This is a genomic window from Mycobacterium sp. RTGN5, assembly GCF_033804465.1.
Classification (GTDB): domain Bacteria; phylum Actinomycetota; class Actinomycetes; order Mycobacteriales; family Mycobacteriaceae; genus Mycobacterium.
On sequence record NZ_JAPZLA010000001.1, the window covers coordinates 1025064 to 1041883 of the forward strand.

At 66.8% G+C, this 16820-nt stretch carries 18 protein-coding genes; 16 read left to right on the plus strand and 2 right to left on the minus strand.

Going from position 1 to position 16820, the window contains the following annotated elements:
• Positions 1-16 precede the first annotated feature (16 nt).
• Together SLQ31_RS05020 and SLQ31_RS05025 are read left to right on the plus strand one after the other, a co-directional pair.
• Positions 17-409: a nuclear transport factor 2 family protein gene (locus SLQ31_RS05020; protein ID WP_319432844.1), complete on the plus strand. Its 393-nt coding sequence runs from the start codon at positions 17-19 to the stop codon at positions 407-409.
• A 53-nt stretch (positions 410-462) separates the two neighbouring features.
• Positions 463-870 carry a hypothetical protein gene (locus SLQ31_RS05025; RefSeq protein ID WP_319430196.1) on the plus strand — a complete coding sequence of 136 codons (408 nt, stop codon included), beginning with the start codon at positions 463-465 and terminating at the stop codon, positions 868-870.
• Here SLQ31_RS05025 and SLQ31_RS05030 read toward each other — a convergent pair.
• Positions 753-1106 (minus strand): UBP-type zinc finger domain-containing protein, encoded by a 354-nt coding sequence (locus tag SLQ31_RS05030; RefSeq protein ID WP_319430198.1) that lies wholly within the window; start codon positions 1104-1106, stop codon positions 753-755. The two genes, SLQ31_RS05025 and SLQ31_RS05030, sit on opposite strands and share 118 nt — an antisense overlap.
• A 284-nt stretch (positions 1107-1390) precedes the next feature.
• On the opposite strand from SLQ31_RS05030, the gene SLQ31_RS05035 reads away from it, so the two are divergent.
• From SLQ31_RS05035 to SLQ31_RS05090, 12 genes are read left to right on the plus strand one after another with little or no spacing between them, the layout of a single operon-like run.
• On the plus strand, positions 1391-2152 hold the full coding sequence (locus SLQ31_RS05035; RefSeq protein WP_319430200.1) for an ABC transporter permease: 762 nt from the start codon (positions 1391-1393) through the stop codon (positions 2150-2152).
• Entirely contained in the window at positions 2149-2961 is an 813-nt protein-coding gene (locus SLQ31_RS05040) for an ABC transporter permease (RefSeq protein WP_319430202.1), read from the plus strand. Before SLQ31_RS05035 ends, SLQ31_RS05040 begins: the two co-directional genes overlap by 4 nt.
• Before the next feature lie 2 nt (positions 2962-2963).
• Positions 2964-4292 (plus strand): MCE family protein, encoded by a 1329-nt coding sequence (locus SLQ31_RS05045; RefSeq protein ID WP_319430204.1) that lies wholly within the window; start codon positions 2964-2966, stop codon positions 4290-4292.
• Complete coding sequence (locus SLQ31_RS05050; RefSeq protein WP_319430206.1) at positions 4289-5317, plus strand: MCE family protein; 1029 nt, start codon at positions 4289-4291, stop codon at positions 5315-5317. The genes SLQ31_RS05045 and SLQ31_RS05050 overlap by 4 nt, the downstream gene beginning before the upstream one ends.
• Entirely contained in the window at positions 5314-6645 is a 1332-nt protein-coding gene (locus SLQ31_RS05055) for an MCE family protein (RefSeq protein ID WP_319430208.1), read from the plus strand. The genes SLQ31_RS05050 and SLQ31_RS05055 overlap by 4 nt, the downstream gene beginning before the upstream one ends.
• 5 nt (positions 6646-6650) lie before the next feature.
• Positions 6651-7940, plus strand: coding sequence for an MCE family protein (locus SLQ31_RS05060; protein WP_413641889.1), 1290 nt, complete (start codon positions 6651-6653; stop codon positions 7938-7940).
• Positions 7937-9058, plus strand: a complete 1122-nt coding sequence (locus SLQ31_RS05065; protein ID WP_319430212.1) for an MCE family protein — start codon at positions 7937-7939, stop codon at positions 9056-9058. The genes SLQ31_RS05060 and SLQ31_RS05065 overlap by 4 nt, the downstream gene beginning before the upstream one ends.
• A gap of 1 nt (position 9059) precedes the next feature.
• Positions 9060-10517: an MlaD family protein gene (locus SLQ31_RS05070; protein WP_319430213.1), complete on the plus strand. Its 1458-nt coding sequence runs from the start codon at positions 9060-9062 to the stop codon at positions 10515-10517.
• A 47-nt stretch (positions 10518-10564) separates the two neighbouring features.
• Positions 10565-11008 (plus strand): SRPBCC family protein, encoded by a 444-nt coding sequence (locus SLQ31_RS05075; protein WP_319430215.1) that lies wholly within the window; start codon positions 10565-10567, stop codon positions 11006-11008.
• 14 nt (positions 11009-11022) lie between these two features.
• A complete protein-coding gene (locus SLQ31_RS05080; RefSeq protein ID WP_319430216.1) occupies positions 11023-12102 on the plus strand; it encodes a CaiB/BaiF CoA-transferase family protein in 1080 nt (359 codons plus the stop codon).
• 58 nt (positions 12103-12160) lie between these two features.
• Entirely contained in the window at positions 12161-12613 is a 453-nt protein-coding gene (locus SLQ31_RS05085) for an SRPBCC family protein (RefSeq protein WP_319430217.1), read from the plus strand.
• Positions 12614-12653: 40 nt separating this feature from the next.
• Positions 12654-13568 carry an LLM class F420-dependent oxidoreductase gene (locus SLQ31_RS05090; RefSeq protein ID WP_319430219.1) on the plus strand — a complete coding sequence of 305 codons (915 nt, stop codon included), beginning with the start codon at positions 12654-12656 and terminating at the stop codon, positions 13566-13568.
• Here SLQ31_RS05090 and SLQ31_RS05095 read toward each other — a convergent pair.
• Positions 13542-14756, minus strand: coding sequence for a pyridoxal phosphate-dependent aminotransferase (locus SLQ31_RS05095; RefSeq protein ID WP_319430221.1), 1215 nt, complete (start codon positions 14754-14756; stop codon positions 13542-13544). The genes SLQ31_RS05090 and SLQ31_RS05095 overlap by 27 nt on opposite strands.
• Before the next feature lie 76 nt (positions 14757-14832).
• On the opposite strand from SLQ31_RS05095, the gene SLQ31_RS05100 reads away from it, so the two are divergent.
• Positions 14833-15486 carry a C39 family peptidase gene (locus tag SLQ31_RS05100; protein WP_319430223.1) on the plus strand — a complete coding sequence of 218 codons (654 nt, stop codon included), beginning with the start codon at positions 14833-14835 and terminating at the stop codon, positions 15484-15486.
• Between the two features lie 116 nt (positions 15487-15602).
• Positions 15603-16814 carry an acetyl-CoA C-acetyltransferase gene (locus SLQ31_RS05105; RefSeq protein WP_319430225.1) on the plus strand — a complete coding sequence of 404 codons (1212 nt, stop codon included), beginning with the start codon at positions 15603-15605 and terminating at the stop codon, positions 16812-16814.
• Positions 16815-16820: the final 6 nt, after the last annotated feature.

Sequence of the window (16820 nt, forward strand, 5' to 3'; positions counted from 1 at the left end):
GTGGCATGCTGACCACATGCATGCATTTCGCGCCGCCGTCGAAGCCGGTGATTTCGATGCCCTGCCCGCCCTCTGTGCCGAGGATGTCGTCTTCCGCAGCCCGATCGCCCACAAGCCGTACCAGGGCCGCGACCAGATCGGCGTCATCCTGCGGGCGGTATCGAGGGTGTTCGCCGACCTGACCTACATCAAGGAGATCGGCGGCGAGGGCCAAGCCGACCACGCGCTGGTGTTCACCGCCAAGGTCGGCGATCTCGACATCAACGGGTGCGATTTCCTGCACACCCGCGACGACGGCCTGATCGACGAGTTCACCGTGATGCTGCGCCCGCTCAAGGCCGTCACCGCATTCGCCGAGCGGATGGCCGTGGAATTTGAAAAGGAAATGGCTGCGGCCGGATTGGCGTAATCCCCGGCGTGTGCTTCCGCACTTCGGCCGCCGACCGGAGGACTATCTAATGCATGGCGAGGATCGGTGACGACTCCCTGATCGTGTCCGGGGAGCAGCGTTCCGATGGCACTTGGCTTTTCACCATCCGCTATGTCGTGCACTTCGAGCCCGGTGAGCTCGGGACCCGCTATTCCGATTCGGTGCAGATCTGCGAGGACGGCGTGGTGACCCCGGTTCCGTTCGTCGCCTGTGGCCGCTCCGTCCTGCGCAAGAAGCGGGTCGTCGTCGATAACGACACCCTGACCGACGACGCCCGCGCGACGGTGTGCGTGCGGCGCCGCGGTGGCGCCGATGCGCTGACTCAGTCGGCGCGGCTGCGCAGGATCTCCACCCAGTCGGTCGGCACCCGCCCGCGCGGGCCCGGGGTGGTCTCCTCGGACGGGCGGCTTTCCGGCGGGGCCAGATCCGGTCCGTCGTAGTAATCCTTGGACTGGTAGTCCCAGAACCAATCCTCGCCCGGCTCGAAGGACCGGATGATCGGGTGCCCGCTCTCCCGCCAGTGTGCGGCGGCGTGCCGCATCAGCGAATCGTCGCAGCAGCCGATGTGACCGCACGCCGCGCAGCGACGGAGATGCACCCACCAGCCATCGACGGCATTACATTCGACGCATCCGGTTCCGCTCGGTGGTACCGACGGATCGACCGCTTCACCCATGTCTGAGAGCTTACTGGCGGCCGGGGCGGCGGCACGGCAAGACTTCGGCTCGCTCCGATTTAATCCATCTGCGTCAAACCAAAGGTGTTGCGGCAACCAGCCGATACCCGCTATTGACGAGCATGTCCGCGCAACCATGTGCGTTGACAGCTAATCATCGCTCTCTTAGCGTCCCGCTCAGGCTTGCCGACGAGAGGACTGCATGTGGGATCCGCCGAGGGGTGCTGGCGCAAGGCGGCGATGACGCCGCCGTCGCCGCGCCGCTCCTCACCGCTCCTGCATCCATGAGCATCGCGTGGTCCAAGCCGATTTTCTCGGTGGGGGACTTCGTCGTCCTCGTCGGGGAGACCTTCGCCGCGATGTTTCGGCGGCCCTTCGCCTGGCGTGAACTGCTCGACCAGATCTGGTTCGTGGCGCGGGTGTCGATCGTCCCGACGTTGGTGCTGTCCATTCCCTACACCGTGCTCATCGTGTTCACGCTCAACATCGTGCTGCTCGAGGTGGGCGCCGGCGACCTCTCGGGTGCCGGTGCCGCGTTGGCTTCGGTGACCCAGGTCGGTCCGGTGGTGACCGCGATCGTCGTCGCCGGGGCCGGCTCCACCGCGATGTGCGCCGATCTGGGCGCCCGCACCATCCGCGAAGAGATCGACGCCATGAAGGTCATCGGCGTCAACCCGATCCAGGCGCTCGTGGTGCCGCGGGTGGTCGCCGCGACTTTCGTTGCGCTGATGCTGTATTCGGTGGTCGCCGTCGTCGGGCTGGCCGGAAGCTACTTCTTCGTCGTCTACCTCCAGCATGTGACCCCGGGGGCGTTCGTCGCCGGGATGACCCTGCTGACCGGGCTGCCGCAGGTGATCGTCTCCCTGGGGAAGGCGTTGTTGTTCGGCCTGTCCGCCGGTCTGATCGCCTGCTACAAGGGGCTGTCGGTCGGTGGCGGGCCGACCGCGGTGGGCAACGCCGTGAACGAGACCGTGGTGTTCGCGTTCATGGCGCTGTTTCTGATCAACATCCTGGCGACCGCGTTCGGCGTGAAGGTGGCGCCGTGAGCGACAGCAGGATCATCGACACCACCCGCAGGCTGGGGGAGCAGACCGCGTTCTACGGCAGCGCGCTGGCCTCCACCGGCGAGGCCATCCGGCGCTATCCGGCCGAAGTGCTGCGGCTGATCGCGGTGATGGGAATGGGCACCGGCGCGCTGGCGGTCATCGGCGGCACCGTGGTGATCGTCGGCTTCCTCACCCTGTCCACCGGCGCCTTGATCGCCGTCCAGGGCTACAACACCCTGTCCAACGTCGGGATCGAGGCCCTCACCGGGTTTCTCGGCGCCTTCCTCAACGTGCGGTTCATCGCCCCGGCCACCGCGGGGGTGGCGCTGGCCGCGACCATCGGGGCCGGTGCCACCGCGCAACTGGGTGCCATGCGCATCAACGAGGAGATCGACGCGCTGGAGGTGATGGGCATCCGCGCCATCACGTATCTGGCGTCCACCCGCATCGTGGCCGGAATCATCGCGGTCGTCCCGATCTACACCGTCGCCGTGCTGATGTCGTTTCTGGCCACCAGGTTTGGCACGACGATCATCTACGGCCAGTCCCGCGGCGTATACGACCACTACTTCACGACGTTCCTGCACCCGACCGACTTGTTGTGGTCGTTCGTCGAGGCGCTGGCGATGGCCGCGGCGGTCATGGCCGTGCACACCTATTACGGCTACACCGCCACCGGAGGCCCGGCCGGTGTCGGGGAGGCGGTCGGCCGTGCGGTGCGGACGTCGATCACCGCGGGCGTCTTCATCCTGTTGACCATCACACTGTCCGTCTACGGGCAGTCCGGCAATTTCCACCTTTCGGGGTAGCGGTGGCGGCGAATTCATCTCGGCGGGGCAGGATCGACCCGATCTGGTGGGCACCCGTGCTGATCCTGGTGATCGCCGCGCTGACCACGTTGACGGCCCTGCTGTTCACCGGCACGCTGCGGAAATCCGTTCCGCTGACGCTGATTTCCGATCGGGTCGGGCTGGTCATGGAGGACGGCGCGAAGGTCAAGTTGCGCGGTGTCCAGGTCGGTGAGGTGTCGTCGGTTGGCACCCAACGCGGCGCGGGTGGAATCAACCTGTCCACACTGAACCTGAAGATCGATCCAGGACCGTTCCAGTACCTGCCGAGCAATGTCGAGGCGGAGATCAAGTCCAGCACCGCCTTTGGCGCCAAGTACGTCGACCTCATCGTCCCGGCCGACGAAACCGGGCGCCTCACGCCGGGGGCCGTGGTGCGCTCGCGCAACGTGACCGTCGAGGTCAACACCGTGTTTGAGAACCTGCAGTCCGTGGTGCACTCCGTCGACCCGGCCAAGCTGAACGCGGTGTTCTCCGCGGTGGCCGAATCCGTGCGCGGCAAGGGCGATCGAATCGGCCAGGCCATCACCGACGCCAACACCGTGCTGCTCGCCGTCAACCCGAGAATGCCTACCGTGCAACGGGACTGGCAGCTGTTCGGGAAGACCAGCCAGGCGTATTCGGATGCTGCGCAGGACATCGTGTCGATCCTGGACAACTTCACCACCACCAGCGCCACGATCACTTCCAACGCCGCCGCCCTCGACAGCCTGCTGCTGTCCGCGGTCGGCTTCTCGCAATCGGGTATCAACACGATCGGAACCAACCAGCCCAACCTGGTGCGGGCGATGAACATCCTCGATCCGACCACCGCCCTGTTCATGAAGTATTCGCCGACATACACCTGCCTGTTCCAGGGCGCCCAATGGTTCCTCGAGCACGGCGGCCGAGAAGCCATGGGCGGCAACGGGAAATCGGTGATCATGGATGCGGCACTGCTGGCCGGTGACGACCCCTACCGCTATCCCGACAACCTGCCGATCGTCAATGCCAGCGGTGGCCCCGGCGGCAGGCCGAGCTGTGGCTCGCTGCCCGATGCCAGCAAGAACTTCCCGGTCAAGTATCTGGTCACCGACACCGGCTTCGGTACCGGCCTGGACGTGCGGCCCAACCCCGGCATCGGCTTCCCGGGCTTTGCCAACTACTTCCCGGTCACCAAGGGCGTACCCGAAGACCCGAAGATCCGGTATCCCGGCGGCCCGGCACCGGGCCCATGGCCGGCATACCCCGGCCAACCGGCCTACGGCGCACCCGATTACCTCCCGCCGCCACCGCCAGGGGGGCAACCATGAGACACCGGACCATCCACTCGGCCATTCGGGTAGCGCTCTTCACTGCGATGTGCCTGCTGTTCACGTTCATCCTCGTCACGGTGTTCGGGCAATTCCGCTTCGACTCCCGCGCCCCGTACAGCGCGGTGTTCACGAATGTGTCGGGTCTCAAGGGCGGCAACTTCGTTCGCGTCGCCGGCGTCGAGGTCGGCAAGGTCACCGACATGACCCTGCACAAAGACGGCACGGTCACCGTGGACTTCGCCGTCGACAAGGGCCTTCAACTCACCGAGGGCACCCGCGCGGTGGTGCGCTACGAGAACCTGATCGGCGACCGGTATCTGTCCCTGGAAGAGGGTGCCGGTTCGGTGCGCAAACTCCAACCGGGCCAGACCATTCCGCTCGCCCGCACCTCACCGGCACTGGACGTCGACGCACTGATCGGCGGGTTCCGGCCGCTGTTCCGTGCGCTGGACCCCGACCAGGTCAACGCACTGTCCGGGGATCTGCTGCGGGTGTTCCAGGGACAGGGCGGCACCATTTCGTCGGTGCTGGCCCAGACCTCCGCGCTGACCACGACGCTGGCCGGGCGTGACCAGCTGATCGGCCAGGTCATCACCAACCTCAACACCGTGCTGGGCACCTTCGCCACCCACGACGACCAGTTCTCCACCGGGCTGGATAAGTTGTCCCAATTGGTCCAGGGGCTGGCCGAGCGCCGAACCGACATCGGTAACGGCGTGGCGTACATCAACGCCGCGGCGGGCTCGGTTGCCGACCTGTTGACCGCCGCGCGGCAGCCGATCAAGGACACCGTGGTGCAGACCGACCGGTTCGCCGGCCAGGTGATGGCCGACCACGACTACGTCGACGATCTGGTCAAGACTCTGCCCGACGCCTACCAGATCCTGTCCCGCAACGGCCTGTACGGCGACTACTTCGGTTTCTACCTCTGCGACGCCATCCTCAAGGTCAACGGCAAGGGCGGCCAACCCGTCTACGTCAAACTCGCGGGCCAGGACACGGGACGGTGCACACCCAAATGACGCGAATCAGCCTCAAACGCCCGAACATCAAGCCATTGGCCGAACGTAATCGGCTGACGGTGGGCATCGTCGGTGTCCTTGTCATCGTCGCGCTGGTGGCCGCGGTCTTCTCCTACGACAAGATCCCGTTCATCAAGGGAACCAGTGACTACTCCGCGTACTTCGCCGAAGCGGGCGGCATCAAGACCGGCAGCGACGTGCGGGTGTCCGGGCTCGGCGTGGGCCGGATCTCCGATATCAAATTGCAGGGCACCAAGGTACTGGTGGACTTCACCGTGCGCGACGGCGTCGACCTGGGCGATCGCACCGAGGCCGCGATCAAGACCGAAACCGTGCTCGGCACCAAGTATCTGGAGTTGACGCCGCGCGGCGACGGGTCGCTCGAAGGCCCGATTCCGTTGGAGCGCACCAAGTCTCCCTACGATCTCACCGATGCGCTGGGGGATCTCACCACGACCATCAGCGGCTTGGATACCAGTCAATTGTCCTCGGCGCTCACCACGTTGGCCGACACCTTCAAGGACACTCCGCCCGATCTGAAACTCGCACTGCAGGGCGTGGCGCGCTTCTCCGACACGCTCAACGCCCGTGACGCCAAGCTGCGCGACCTACTGGTCAACGCGAACAAGGTCACCGCAGTGCTGGCCAAGCGCAGCGATCAGATCGCCCAGCTGGTCGCCAATGCCAATGCGCTGCTGGTTGAGCTGCTGGGACAGCGCAATTCGGTGGATGCGTTGATGGGCAACCTGAGCGCGGTGTCCGCGCAGATCTCCGGGCTTGTCAACGACAACCGCACCCAGCTCAAGCCCGCCGTCGACAAGCTCAACGGGGTGCTCGGCATCCTGGACAACCGCAAGCAGGAACTGCAGCGCACCCTGTACCTGCTGCGGCGCTACGCGATGTCGTTCGGCGAGGTACTCGGTTCGGGACCGTTCTTCAAAGCCTCACTGGTCAACCTGGCGCCGGGCCAGTTCTCCCAGCCGTTCATCGACGCGGCGTTCTCCGACCTGGGGCTTGACCCCAATACGCTGCTGCCGTCGCAACTGGTCGACCCCGGTGTGGGCCAGCCGGGAACCCCGCCGCTGCCGGTGCCGTTCCCGCGGACCGGCCAGGGCGGGGACCCGAATATGACGCTGCCCGAGGCGATCACGGGAAATCAGGACCCCAACCTGCCCGCACAGTTCCCTGGCCGGTATCCCTACCGCGAGCCGCTGCCTGCGCCGCCGCCCGGCGGCCCGCCGCCGGGGCCGCCCGCGCTGGCGCCCGCGCCCGGTGAACTGCCGCCGCCGTCCATCCCGCCGGTGCCCCCGGCCGCGGGAGGGAACTGACGATGCTGAACCGACATCGGCGCCTCACCCAGATCGTCACCGGGATCAGCCTGGTGGTGATCCTGGCCGTAGCCATCGTCGTCGCCACCCCGTGGGGACGCCACGTTGCGCGCAACACCTACGTCGCCTACTTCTCCAACACCAACGGCCTGTACACCGGCGACGAGATCCGCATCCTCGGTGTCGCGGTCGGCACGGTGGACAAGATCGAACCGCAACCGAATTCGGCGAAGGTCACGTTCTCCGTCGACAGCCAGTACAAGGTGCCCGCTGAGGCCAAGGCGGCGATCCTGTCGCCGTCGCTGGTCTCGGCGCGTGCGATCCAACTGATTCCGGCCTACTCCGGCGGGCCGACGCTGGCCGACGGGGCGAGCATCCCGATCGAGCGCACCGCGGTTCCGATCGAGTGGGACGACCTGCGCAGACAATTGGAAAAGCTCACCGACACACTGCAACCCACGACCCCCGGTGGCGTCAGCTCGCTGGGTGAATTCATCAACACCACCGCCGACAACCTCCGCGGGCAGGGCGAGACCGCCCGTGACACCGTCATCAAGCTCTCGCAGGCCGCGTCCGCGTTGGGCGACCACGCCACCGACATCTTCAGCACGGTGCGCAACCTGCAGCTGCTGGTGTCCGCGCTGTCCTCGAGCAGCGATCTGCTCGCCTCGTTCAACACCAACCTCGCCGACGTCACCACCGTGCTGTCCAACTCTCCCAACGAGATCGCGAACGCCACCCACGGCCTCGACGGCGCCGTCAACGACCTGCGTGGCTTCGTCGCCGACAACAGAGAAGGTCTCGGCGTGACGTTCGACCACCTCAATGCGATCACCACCGCACTCAACGACAGCCGCGGCGACGTCAAGCAGGCCCTGCACATCGCGCCGACGGTGTTCTCCAACTTCACCAACATTTATCAGCCGGCCCAGAGCGCCATCACCGGGATCCTGGCGCCGGTGAACTTCGCCGACACCGTCCAATTCATCTGCAGCTCAATCCAAGCCGCGGCCCGCGAAGGCGCCGAGCAGTCCGCCAAACTCTGCACTCAGTACCTCGCGCCGATCATCAAGAACCGGCAGTTCAACTACCCGCCGCTCGGCATCAACCCCTTCGCCGGCGCGGTCGCGCGTCCCAACGAGATCACCTACAGCGAAGACCGGCTCAACCCGCACCTGCCGCCGGCCGCGTCTGCACCACCGACCGACGCGGGTGCACTGGCCGCCGAAGCGGCCACCCCGACCGATCCCAGCCAGGGACTTGCGGGCATGATGGTGCCGGGCGGCCCACCATGAGGCGGCTAGTGGCGTTCGTGCTCGGTGTGGTGTGCCTTTCGGTGATCCCGGGGTGCGAATGGCGCGGCCTGAATTCGCTGAGCCTGCCGGGCACCACCGGTACCGGGCCCGGCTCCTTCACCATTCAGGCGCAGCTGCCGGATGTGGTGACCATCCAGCAGAACACCCGGGTGCGGGTCGCCGACGTCAACGTCGGAAACGTCACCAAGATCGAAGTCCAGGACTGGCACGCCCTGGTGACGATGCGCATCGATGGCGATGTCCACCTGCCTGCGAACAGCACCGCGAAAGTGGGGCAGACCAGCCTGCTGGGATCGATGCACATCGAATTGGCCCCGCCCTCTGACGAAGCGCCGCAGGGGCAGCTCAAGGACGGCTCGCTGATTCCGCTGTCGCGGGCCAGCACCTATCCGACCACTGAGCAGACGCTGGCGTCGGTGTCGGTGCTGCTCAATGGTGGTGGGCTGGGCCAGCTCCAGGAGATCAACCAGGCCTTCGCCACTGCGCTGACCGGCCGCGAGAGCGATATGAAAAGCCTGCTGACGCAGCTCGATACGTTCATCGACCAGCTCAACGCCCAGACCGACGACATCATCACCGCCACCGAACGACTCAACAATCTGGCCGGGCAGGTCGCGGCCAAGGATGCGGTGGTCGACAAGGCGCTCACCACGATCCCGCAAGCACTTGCGGTGCTTGCCGATTCGCGCACCAAGCTGGCCAACGCGATCGACGCGCTTGGCAAGTTCGGCGCCATCGCCGCCGACACCGTCCACCAGACCAAGCAGGCACTGGTGGACAACCTGCGCAATATCGCCCCCGTCCTGCGCGAACTGGCCAACGCCGGGCCCGCGCTGACCAAGGGCCTGGACTTCCTGTCCACCTATCCGTGGGTGAAAAGCAACCTCGCCAACTGGTTTCGTGGTGACTTCGCGAACATCACGCTGGTCATCGACCTCACCCTCAGCCGCATCGACAGCAGCTTGTTCACCGGAACCAGGTGGGAGGGCAACCTGACCGAACTCGAAATGCAGTGGGGCCGCACCATCGGCCAGATGCCGAGTCCGTACACCGCGGTCAACCCGTTGATCGCGCCCTACCATTTCGACGGGTACTGACGTGCTGCGGCTATCGCGACAGATCTGGACCCAGCTGGCCATCCTGGGTGCGGTCACCCTGATCGCGGTCGGGGTGATGGCATTCGGATTCATTCACCTGCCCGCGTTGTTCGGGATCGGGCGCTACCACGTCACCGTCGAATTGCCCACCTCGGGTGGGCTGTACCCGACGTCGGTGGTGACCTATCGGGGCACCGAGATCGGCCGGGTCGAATCGATCGATGTCACCCGCACCGGGGTGCGCGCGGTCCTGAAACTCGACTCGGGCCAACCGATTCCCGGGCCGGTTACGGCCGCGGTGCACAGCCGCTCTGCGGTCGGCGAACAGTTCCTCGAACTCACCCCGCAACCGGGTGCGAACGCGAAACTGCGCGACGGCGATGTCATCCCCGCCGCCGAAGTCCAGACCCCACCCGATATCGGGCGCCTGCTCGATGCGACCAACACAGGGCTGCAGGCGATCCCGCAGGACAACCTGCGCACCGTCGTCGACGAAGCAGCCACCGCGGTCGGCGGTCTTGGACCCGAGCTGTCCCGCATTGTCGATGGCTCCACCGCGCTGGCCATCGAGGGCGGCAAGACCGTCGGGCCGCTGACCCAGCTCATCGATCAATCACCGCCGGTGCTGAATTCGCAGGTGCGGACCGCCGATTCGATCGCCGTGTGGGCCGCCCACATGGCCTCGGTCACGGGGCAGTTCAAAGCCCAGGACCGCGCTTTCGCCGACCTGCTCAACACCGGTGGCCCAGCACTGGAGGAGGGCAGGGCACTGTTCGACCGGATCGCGCCCGCACTGCCGGTGTTGCTGGCCAATATGGTGAGCCTCGGCGACATCGCGGTCACCTACCGCAACGACATCGAGCAGCTGCTGGTGCTGTTCCCCCAGGGCACCTCGGTGATGCAGGCCATCGCGGTCGCCGACTCCGGGGTCAAGCAGCCCTACCGCGGCATCTACCTCGACTTCAATCTCAACCTCAACCTGCCGCCCCCGTGCAACACCGGGTTCCTGCCCGTGCAACAACAGCGCTCACCGTCGGACGTCGACTACCCGGAGCGCCCCGCCGGTGATCTCTACTGCCGGCTCCCACAGGATTCCGACATGAATGTCCGTGGCGTGCGCAACATTCCGTGTGAGAACAATCCGGCCAAGCGCGCCCCGACCATCGAGATGTGCGAAAGCAACGAGAACTACGTGCCGCTCAACGACGGCTACAACTGGAAGGGCGATCCCAACGCGACGTTCTCCGGTCAAGGGGTGCCGCAGTATCCGCCGGGCGCCGACCCGCGGGTGCCACCGCCCCACGGCACCGGCACCGCACCCCCGCCGGTGGCCTTCGTTCCGTACGACCCGGCCACCGGTGACTACGTCGGCCCGGACGGCAAGCGCTACACCCAGGGCGATCTGGCACACCCGGGGAACAAGACCTGGCAGTCCATGCTCGCGCCGCCGGGATCGTAACGGGTCAATACCTTCCCCGGCGCCGCCTGCCTCGCTATGGTCACGCCATGGCAGTCAAAGATTCCCGTGAGGTCGTGATCGAGGCCACCCCCGACGAAATTCTCGACGTGATCGCCGACGTCGCATCGACGCCGTCGTGGTCGCCGCAGTACCAGAGTGCGGAGGTCCTGGAGGCCTACGAGGACGGCAGGCCGCACAAGGTCAAGATGAAGATCAAGGCGGCGGGGCTGACCGATGAGCAGATCGTCGAATACACCTGGGCCGACAACGTGGTGAGCTGGACGCTGGTCAAGGCCGGCCAATTGCGGGCGCAGGACGCCAAATACACGTTGACTCCCGACGGCGACAAGACCAAGCTGCGCTTCGACCTCTCCATCGAGGTGGCTGTGCCGCTGCCCGGCTTCGTCGTCAAGCGCACCATCAAGGGGGCGATGGAAACCGCCACCGACGGACTGCGCAAGCAGGTGCTGAAGGTTCAGAAGGGCGGCTGAGTTACCTTACCCGCGTGACGAATTCCGGACCCCTGGCCGGGGTGAGGGTGATCGAGCTCGGCGGGATCGGGCCGGGACCGCACGCCGGCATGATCCTGGCCGACCTCGGTGCGGACGTGGTGCGGGTGCGTCGGCCCGGCGGGCTGAGCATGCCTGCCGAGAACGTCGACCTCCTGCACCGGGGGAAGCGGGTGGTCGACCTCGACGTGAAATCCGAACCGGGTGCGCTGCTGGACCTGGCGGCCAAAGCCGATGTCCTGCTGGACTGCTTCCGTCCCGGCACCTGCGAACGCCTCGGCATCGGCCCTGACGACTGCGCGGCGGTCAATCCGCGGTTGATCTTCGCCCGCATCACCGGCTGGGGCCAGGACGGGCCGCTGGCGTCGACCGCCGGGCACGACATCAACTACCTCTCGCAGACCGGTGCGCTGAGCGCGATCGGGTACCGGGACCGCCCGCCGGTCGCGCCGCTGAACCTCGTCGCCGATTTCGGCGGCGGCTCGATGCTGGTGCTGCTCGGCATCGTCGCCGCCCTCTACGAGCGGGAGACGTCCGGCCAGGGCCAGGTGATCGACGCCGCGATGGTCGACGGGGTCAGCGTGCTGTCGCAGATGATGTGGACCATGAAAGCCACCGGCTCGCTCAAGGACCAGCGGGAGTCGTTCCTGCTCGACGGCGGCGCGCCCTACTACCGGACCTACGCGACCGCCGACAGCGGGCACATGGCCGTCGGTGCGATCGAACCGCAGTTCTTCGCCCAGTTGCTGGCAGGCCTACAGCTGTCGGCCGACGAGGTGCCCAACCAGTTCGACCGCGCCCGCTACCCCGAGATGCGGGAGCTGTTCACGTGCGCGTTCGCCAGCAAGAACCGTGACGAGTGGACGGCGATCTTCGCCGGGACTGACGCCTGCGTCACGCCCGTGCTGAGCTGGACCGAGGCCGCTTCGAACGAACATCTTTTGGCGCGCCGAACGGTCATTGACGTCGACGGTACCGAGCAGGCCGCGCCCGCGCCGCGGTTCTCCCGCAGCGTCACCGGCCCCGTCGGCTCGCCGCCGCAGGGCACCACGCCGCTGTCCGAGATCGGCTGGTAATCGGCGAACTGGGCCAAAGCCGACACGGCGCGCCGTTTCGGTAGTTATGTTTGCTGGTGTGGCGGTTCGGGCATCACGCGAGATCGTGATCGACGCCCCGCCGGAGGCTGTTCTCGACGCGCTTGCCGATGTCGAGGCGGTGCCGACGTGGTCGTCGATCCACAAGCATGCCCATGTCGTGGATCGCTACGCAGACGGCCGGCCGCGGCTGGTCAAGGTCACCGTCAGATTGCTCGGCCTGGTCGATCACGAGATCCTCGAGTACCACTGGGGCCGGGACTGGGTGGTCTGGGACGCCGACCGGACCGCGCAACAACACGCCCAGCACGGCGAGTACACCCTGCAACGGGAAGGGGAGTCGACCCGCGTTCGGTTCGACCTCACCCTGGAACCGTCCACGCCGCTGCCGCTGTTCCTGGTCAAGCGGGCCAAGAAGGCGGTCCTCGCGGCGGCGACCGAGGGCTTGCGCCTCTTCGTCCTGGGCGGCAAGGGTTCACTTCAGCCCGATTAGATCGGAATGCCCGCGGGTCGGGTCCGCGTTGGGGTGAGGCATGACGACCGGAGTGGTGCTGCTACCGAATCCTGATGCCGACAACGCCGTGGACGATGTCATCGACCAGGCCCAGGGCGCCTACGCCGCGGGTGTTCGCCAAGTCTGGTTCGCCCAGCGGTTCGACCTCGACGCCATCGCGCTGGCCGCGGTAGTCGGCGCCGCGGTGCCCGGCCTTGGCGTGGGAACCTCGGTGGTGCCGCTGAATCCGCGCCACCCGCTGATCGTCGCCTCGCTGGCGCAGACCGCGCAGGCCGCCAGTCACGGCAACTTCAGCCTCGGCCTTGGACTCGGCGCCCACGAGCCAGAGCGGGTGGCCTTCAGCCAGGCGTGGCCCAACACGATCACCCGGCTGCGTGAGCATTTGACCGTGTTGCGATCGGTATTCGACACTGGCGCAGTCGATTTCCACGGATCCGAGCTTTCCGCCGCCCCGGAATGGGATGTCGCGGTGCCCGGGGGCAGACCGGTGCCGGTGTATGTGGCGGCGATGGGCCCCAAGGCGCTGGCGGTCACCGGTGAATTGGCCGACGGGACACTGCCGTATCTGGCCGGCCCGCGCACCATCGGCGAGTTCATCGTGCCGGTCATCACCCACGCCGCCACCGAGGCGGGTCGCCCCCGGCCGCGCGTCATCGCCGCGGTGCCGGTGCTGATCACCGACGACGAGGCGGCCGGGCGTGCGGTGGCCGCCGAGGAACTCGCCTTCTACGCCACGATTCCCTCGTATCGGAACGTGATTGCCCGCGAGGGTCTCGACAATGTGGCCGACCTCGCCGCCGTCGGGTCGGTACCGGCCGTGGTGCGCCAATTGCAAAGCTATCTCGACGCGGGCGCAACGGATTTGGTGCTGAGCCCGCTGCGGTCGCAGGACGTCCCGCCGCAGGCGCTATGGGATGTCGCGGCCGCCCTGTAGCGCGCCGAGTCGCCGGATCGCTTCGTCGAGGGTGTCATCGCGTTTGCAGAAAGCGAAGCGCACCAAGTGATTCCACGCCCCGAAATATGGTGAGGCCGGATCGCAGAACGCCGACATCGGGATGGCCGCCACCCCCGCCAGACCCGGTAGCTCCGCGCAGAACGCGGTGCTGTCGGAGTAGCCGAGCGGTCGCGGGTCGGCACACAGGAAGTAGGTGCCCGCACTGTCGTGCACCCCGAAACCCAACTCGGTCAGCGCTGCGGCCAGCCGATCGCGCTTGGCCTGCAACGAATCCCGCAGCGCGCTCACCCACGCTTCCTCGAAATTCAGGGCATAGGCCACCGCGGGCTGGAACGGGGCGCCGCCCACATAGCTGAGGTACTGCTTGGCCGCCCGCACCCCGGCGATCAGCTCCGGAGCTCCACACGCCCAGCCGATCTTCCAGCCGGTGCAGTTGAACATCTTGGCCGCACTCGAGATCGTCACCGTCCGCCCGGCCATCCCGGGGTAGGCCGCCAGCGGCAGATGCCGCTTGCCGTCAAAGACCAGGTGCTCATAGACCTCGTCGGTGATCACCAGCAGATCCGCCTCGACGGCGAGGGTCGCCAGCGCCCGCAGGTCGTGGTCGGAGAGGACCATGCCGGTGGGGTTGTGCGGTGAGTTGACGATCAGCGCCCTGGTCCGCGGCGTCACCGCGGCCCGAAGGGCATCGACGTCAAGGGTGAAACCGCGGCCGTCGGGCACCAGCGGCACCGGTACCCGCGTTGAGCCGGCCATCGCGATCACGGGGGAGTAGGAGTCGTAGAACGGCTCGATCAGAAGCACCTCCGAGCCCGGCTCGACAAGGCCGATGACGGCGGCCGCGATCGCTTCGGTGGCGCCGACGGTGACCAGCACCTCGGACTCGGGGTCGTACTCCACGCCGTACTGCCGCTTGCGCTGGGCGGCGATGGCCTCCCGCAGCGGGGCGATGCCCAGCCCCGGCGGGTATTGGTTGACGCCCTCGGCGATCGCTTTCTGCGCCGCCTCCAGCATGCCGACCGGGCCGTCCTCGTCCGGGAAGCCCTGGCCGAGGTTCACCGCGCCGATGCGCGCGGCAAGTGCCGACATCTCGGCGAAAATGGTCACCGCGTAGGGCTGTAGCCGCGACACCGGAGCCGGGCGGCCGGCGACATGGGAACCAGTCATAGCCGGCGAGCCTACCCAGCAGATTCGCAGCGCAGATTATCTGCGCGCTCGTCAATAGTGGGTTTACCGTGTGCGGATGGTCGGATCACTCTTGCGTTCGGGTGCCATAGCGTTCGCCGCGGCGCTGACGATTGCGCTGGGTCAGGGCACCGCGCTGGCCGATCCGTCGGGTTCATCCAGCGGCGTCTACGGCGATCCGGCCGCGGCCGCGCCGTACTGGGCGGCCCAGTCGCTTCAGGACAACTGCGGGGCCATGTCGGTGGGCGACATCGTCGGTCAGCTCACCGGCGAGCGGCCGACCGAGGCGCAGATCCTGATGGTGGCCGAGCAGACGCCGTCCGAGGTCAACCCGGGGACCAAGATCTACAAGCCCAACGACGGCGGCATCTCGGTCGGGGACCTGCCTGCCCTGTTCAAGCACTACGGCATCACGTCGGTGAACAGCGATACGTCGGGACCCGACGCCACCGGCCTGAACGCCCTCGAGCAGTACCTCGGCGCCGGCCGCAAGGTCATCGCGTTCGTCAACTACGCGCTCGTCGAGGAAACCAGTGATCAGCGGACCGCGGCCGACCACTTCGTCGTGGTCACCGGGGTCGACACCAACAAGAACGTCGTGCACCTCAACGATCCCGCTGCCGACGAGGCGAACACCACGCTTTCGATACCCGCCTTCATGAAGGCCTGGGACACCTCGAACGATTCGATCATCGTCACCGCCGCAGCCTGACGTTCGGTAGCGGCCCCAACCATCCGGTTGGGCGGGCTTGCTAAGCTTCGCGTTTAGAGGATGACCGTCATTCGGTCGTCACACCCAATTCCGAACAGGACCTGGAGAGAACACACATGTCCGAAGAAGCCTTCATCTACGAGGCCATCCGCACCCCGCGCGGCAAGCAGCGCGGTGGCGCCCTCAACGAGGTCAAGCCGATCAACCTCGTCGTCGGCCTGATCGACGAACTCCGCAGCCGGCATCCCGACCTGGACGAGACGCTGATCAGCGATGTCGTCCTCGGTGTCGTTTCGCCTGTCGGCGACCAGGGCGGCGATATCGCCCGCACCGCCGTGCTGGCCGCAGGTCTGCCCGACACCACCGGCGGCGTGCAGCTCAACCGCTTCTGCGCGTCCGGCCTCGAGGCCGTCAACACCGCCGCACAGAAGGTGCGCTCGGGCTGGGACGACCTGGTCCTCGCTGGCGGGGTCGAGTCGATGAGCCGCGTCCCGATGGGCTCCGACGGTGGCGCCATGTTCAGCGACGTCGTCGTGACGTATGACAACTACATCGCCCCGCAGGGCATCGGTGCCGATCTGATCGCCACCATCGAGGGCTTCTCCCGCGAGGATGTCGACGCCTACGCGGCCCGTTCGCAGGAGCGCGCGGCTGCGGCTTGGTCGGGCGGCTACTTCGCCAAATCCGTCGTTCCGGTCCGCGATCAGAACGGCTTGCTGATCCTCGACCACGACGAGCACATGCGCCCGGGTTCGACGGTGGAAAGCCTCGGCAAGCTGCGCACCGCATTCGACGGCATCGGCTCGATGGGCGGCTTCGACGATGTGGCGCTGCAGAAGTATCACTGGATCGAGAAGATCAACCACGTCCACACCGGCGGTAACAGCTCGGGCATCGTCGACGGCGCCGCGCTGGTGCTCGTCGGCACCGAGAAGGCCGGTAAGTCACAGGGACTCACGCCGCGGGCGCGCATCGTGGCGACCGCCACCAGCGGTGCCGACGCGACGATCATGCTGACCGGACCCACCCCGGCCACCCGCAAGGTGCTGGACCGGGCCGGCCTGACGGTCGACGATATCGACCTGTTCGAGCTCAACGAGGCCTTCGCCTCGGTGGTGTTGAAGTTCCAGAAGGATCTGAACATCCCCGACGAGAAGCTCAACGTCAACGGTGGCGCCATCGCGATGGGCCACCCGCTGGGCGCCACCGGCGCCATGATCCTGGGCACCATGGTCGACGAGCTGGAGCGCCGCAACGCGCGACGTGCGCTCGTCACCCTGTGCATCGGCGGCGGCATGGGTGTCGCGACCATCATCGAGAGGGTTTAGGGAAAA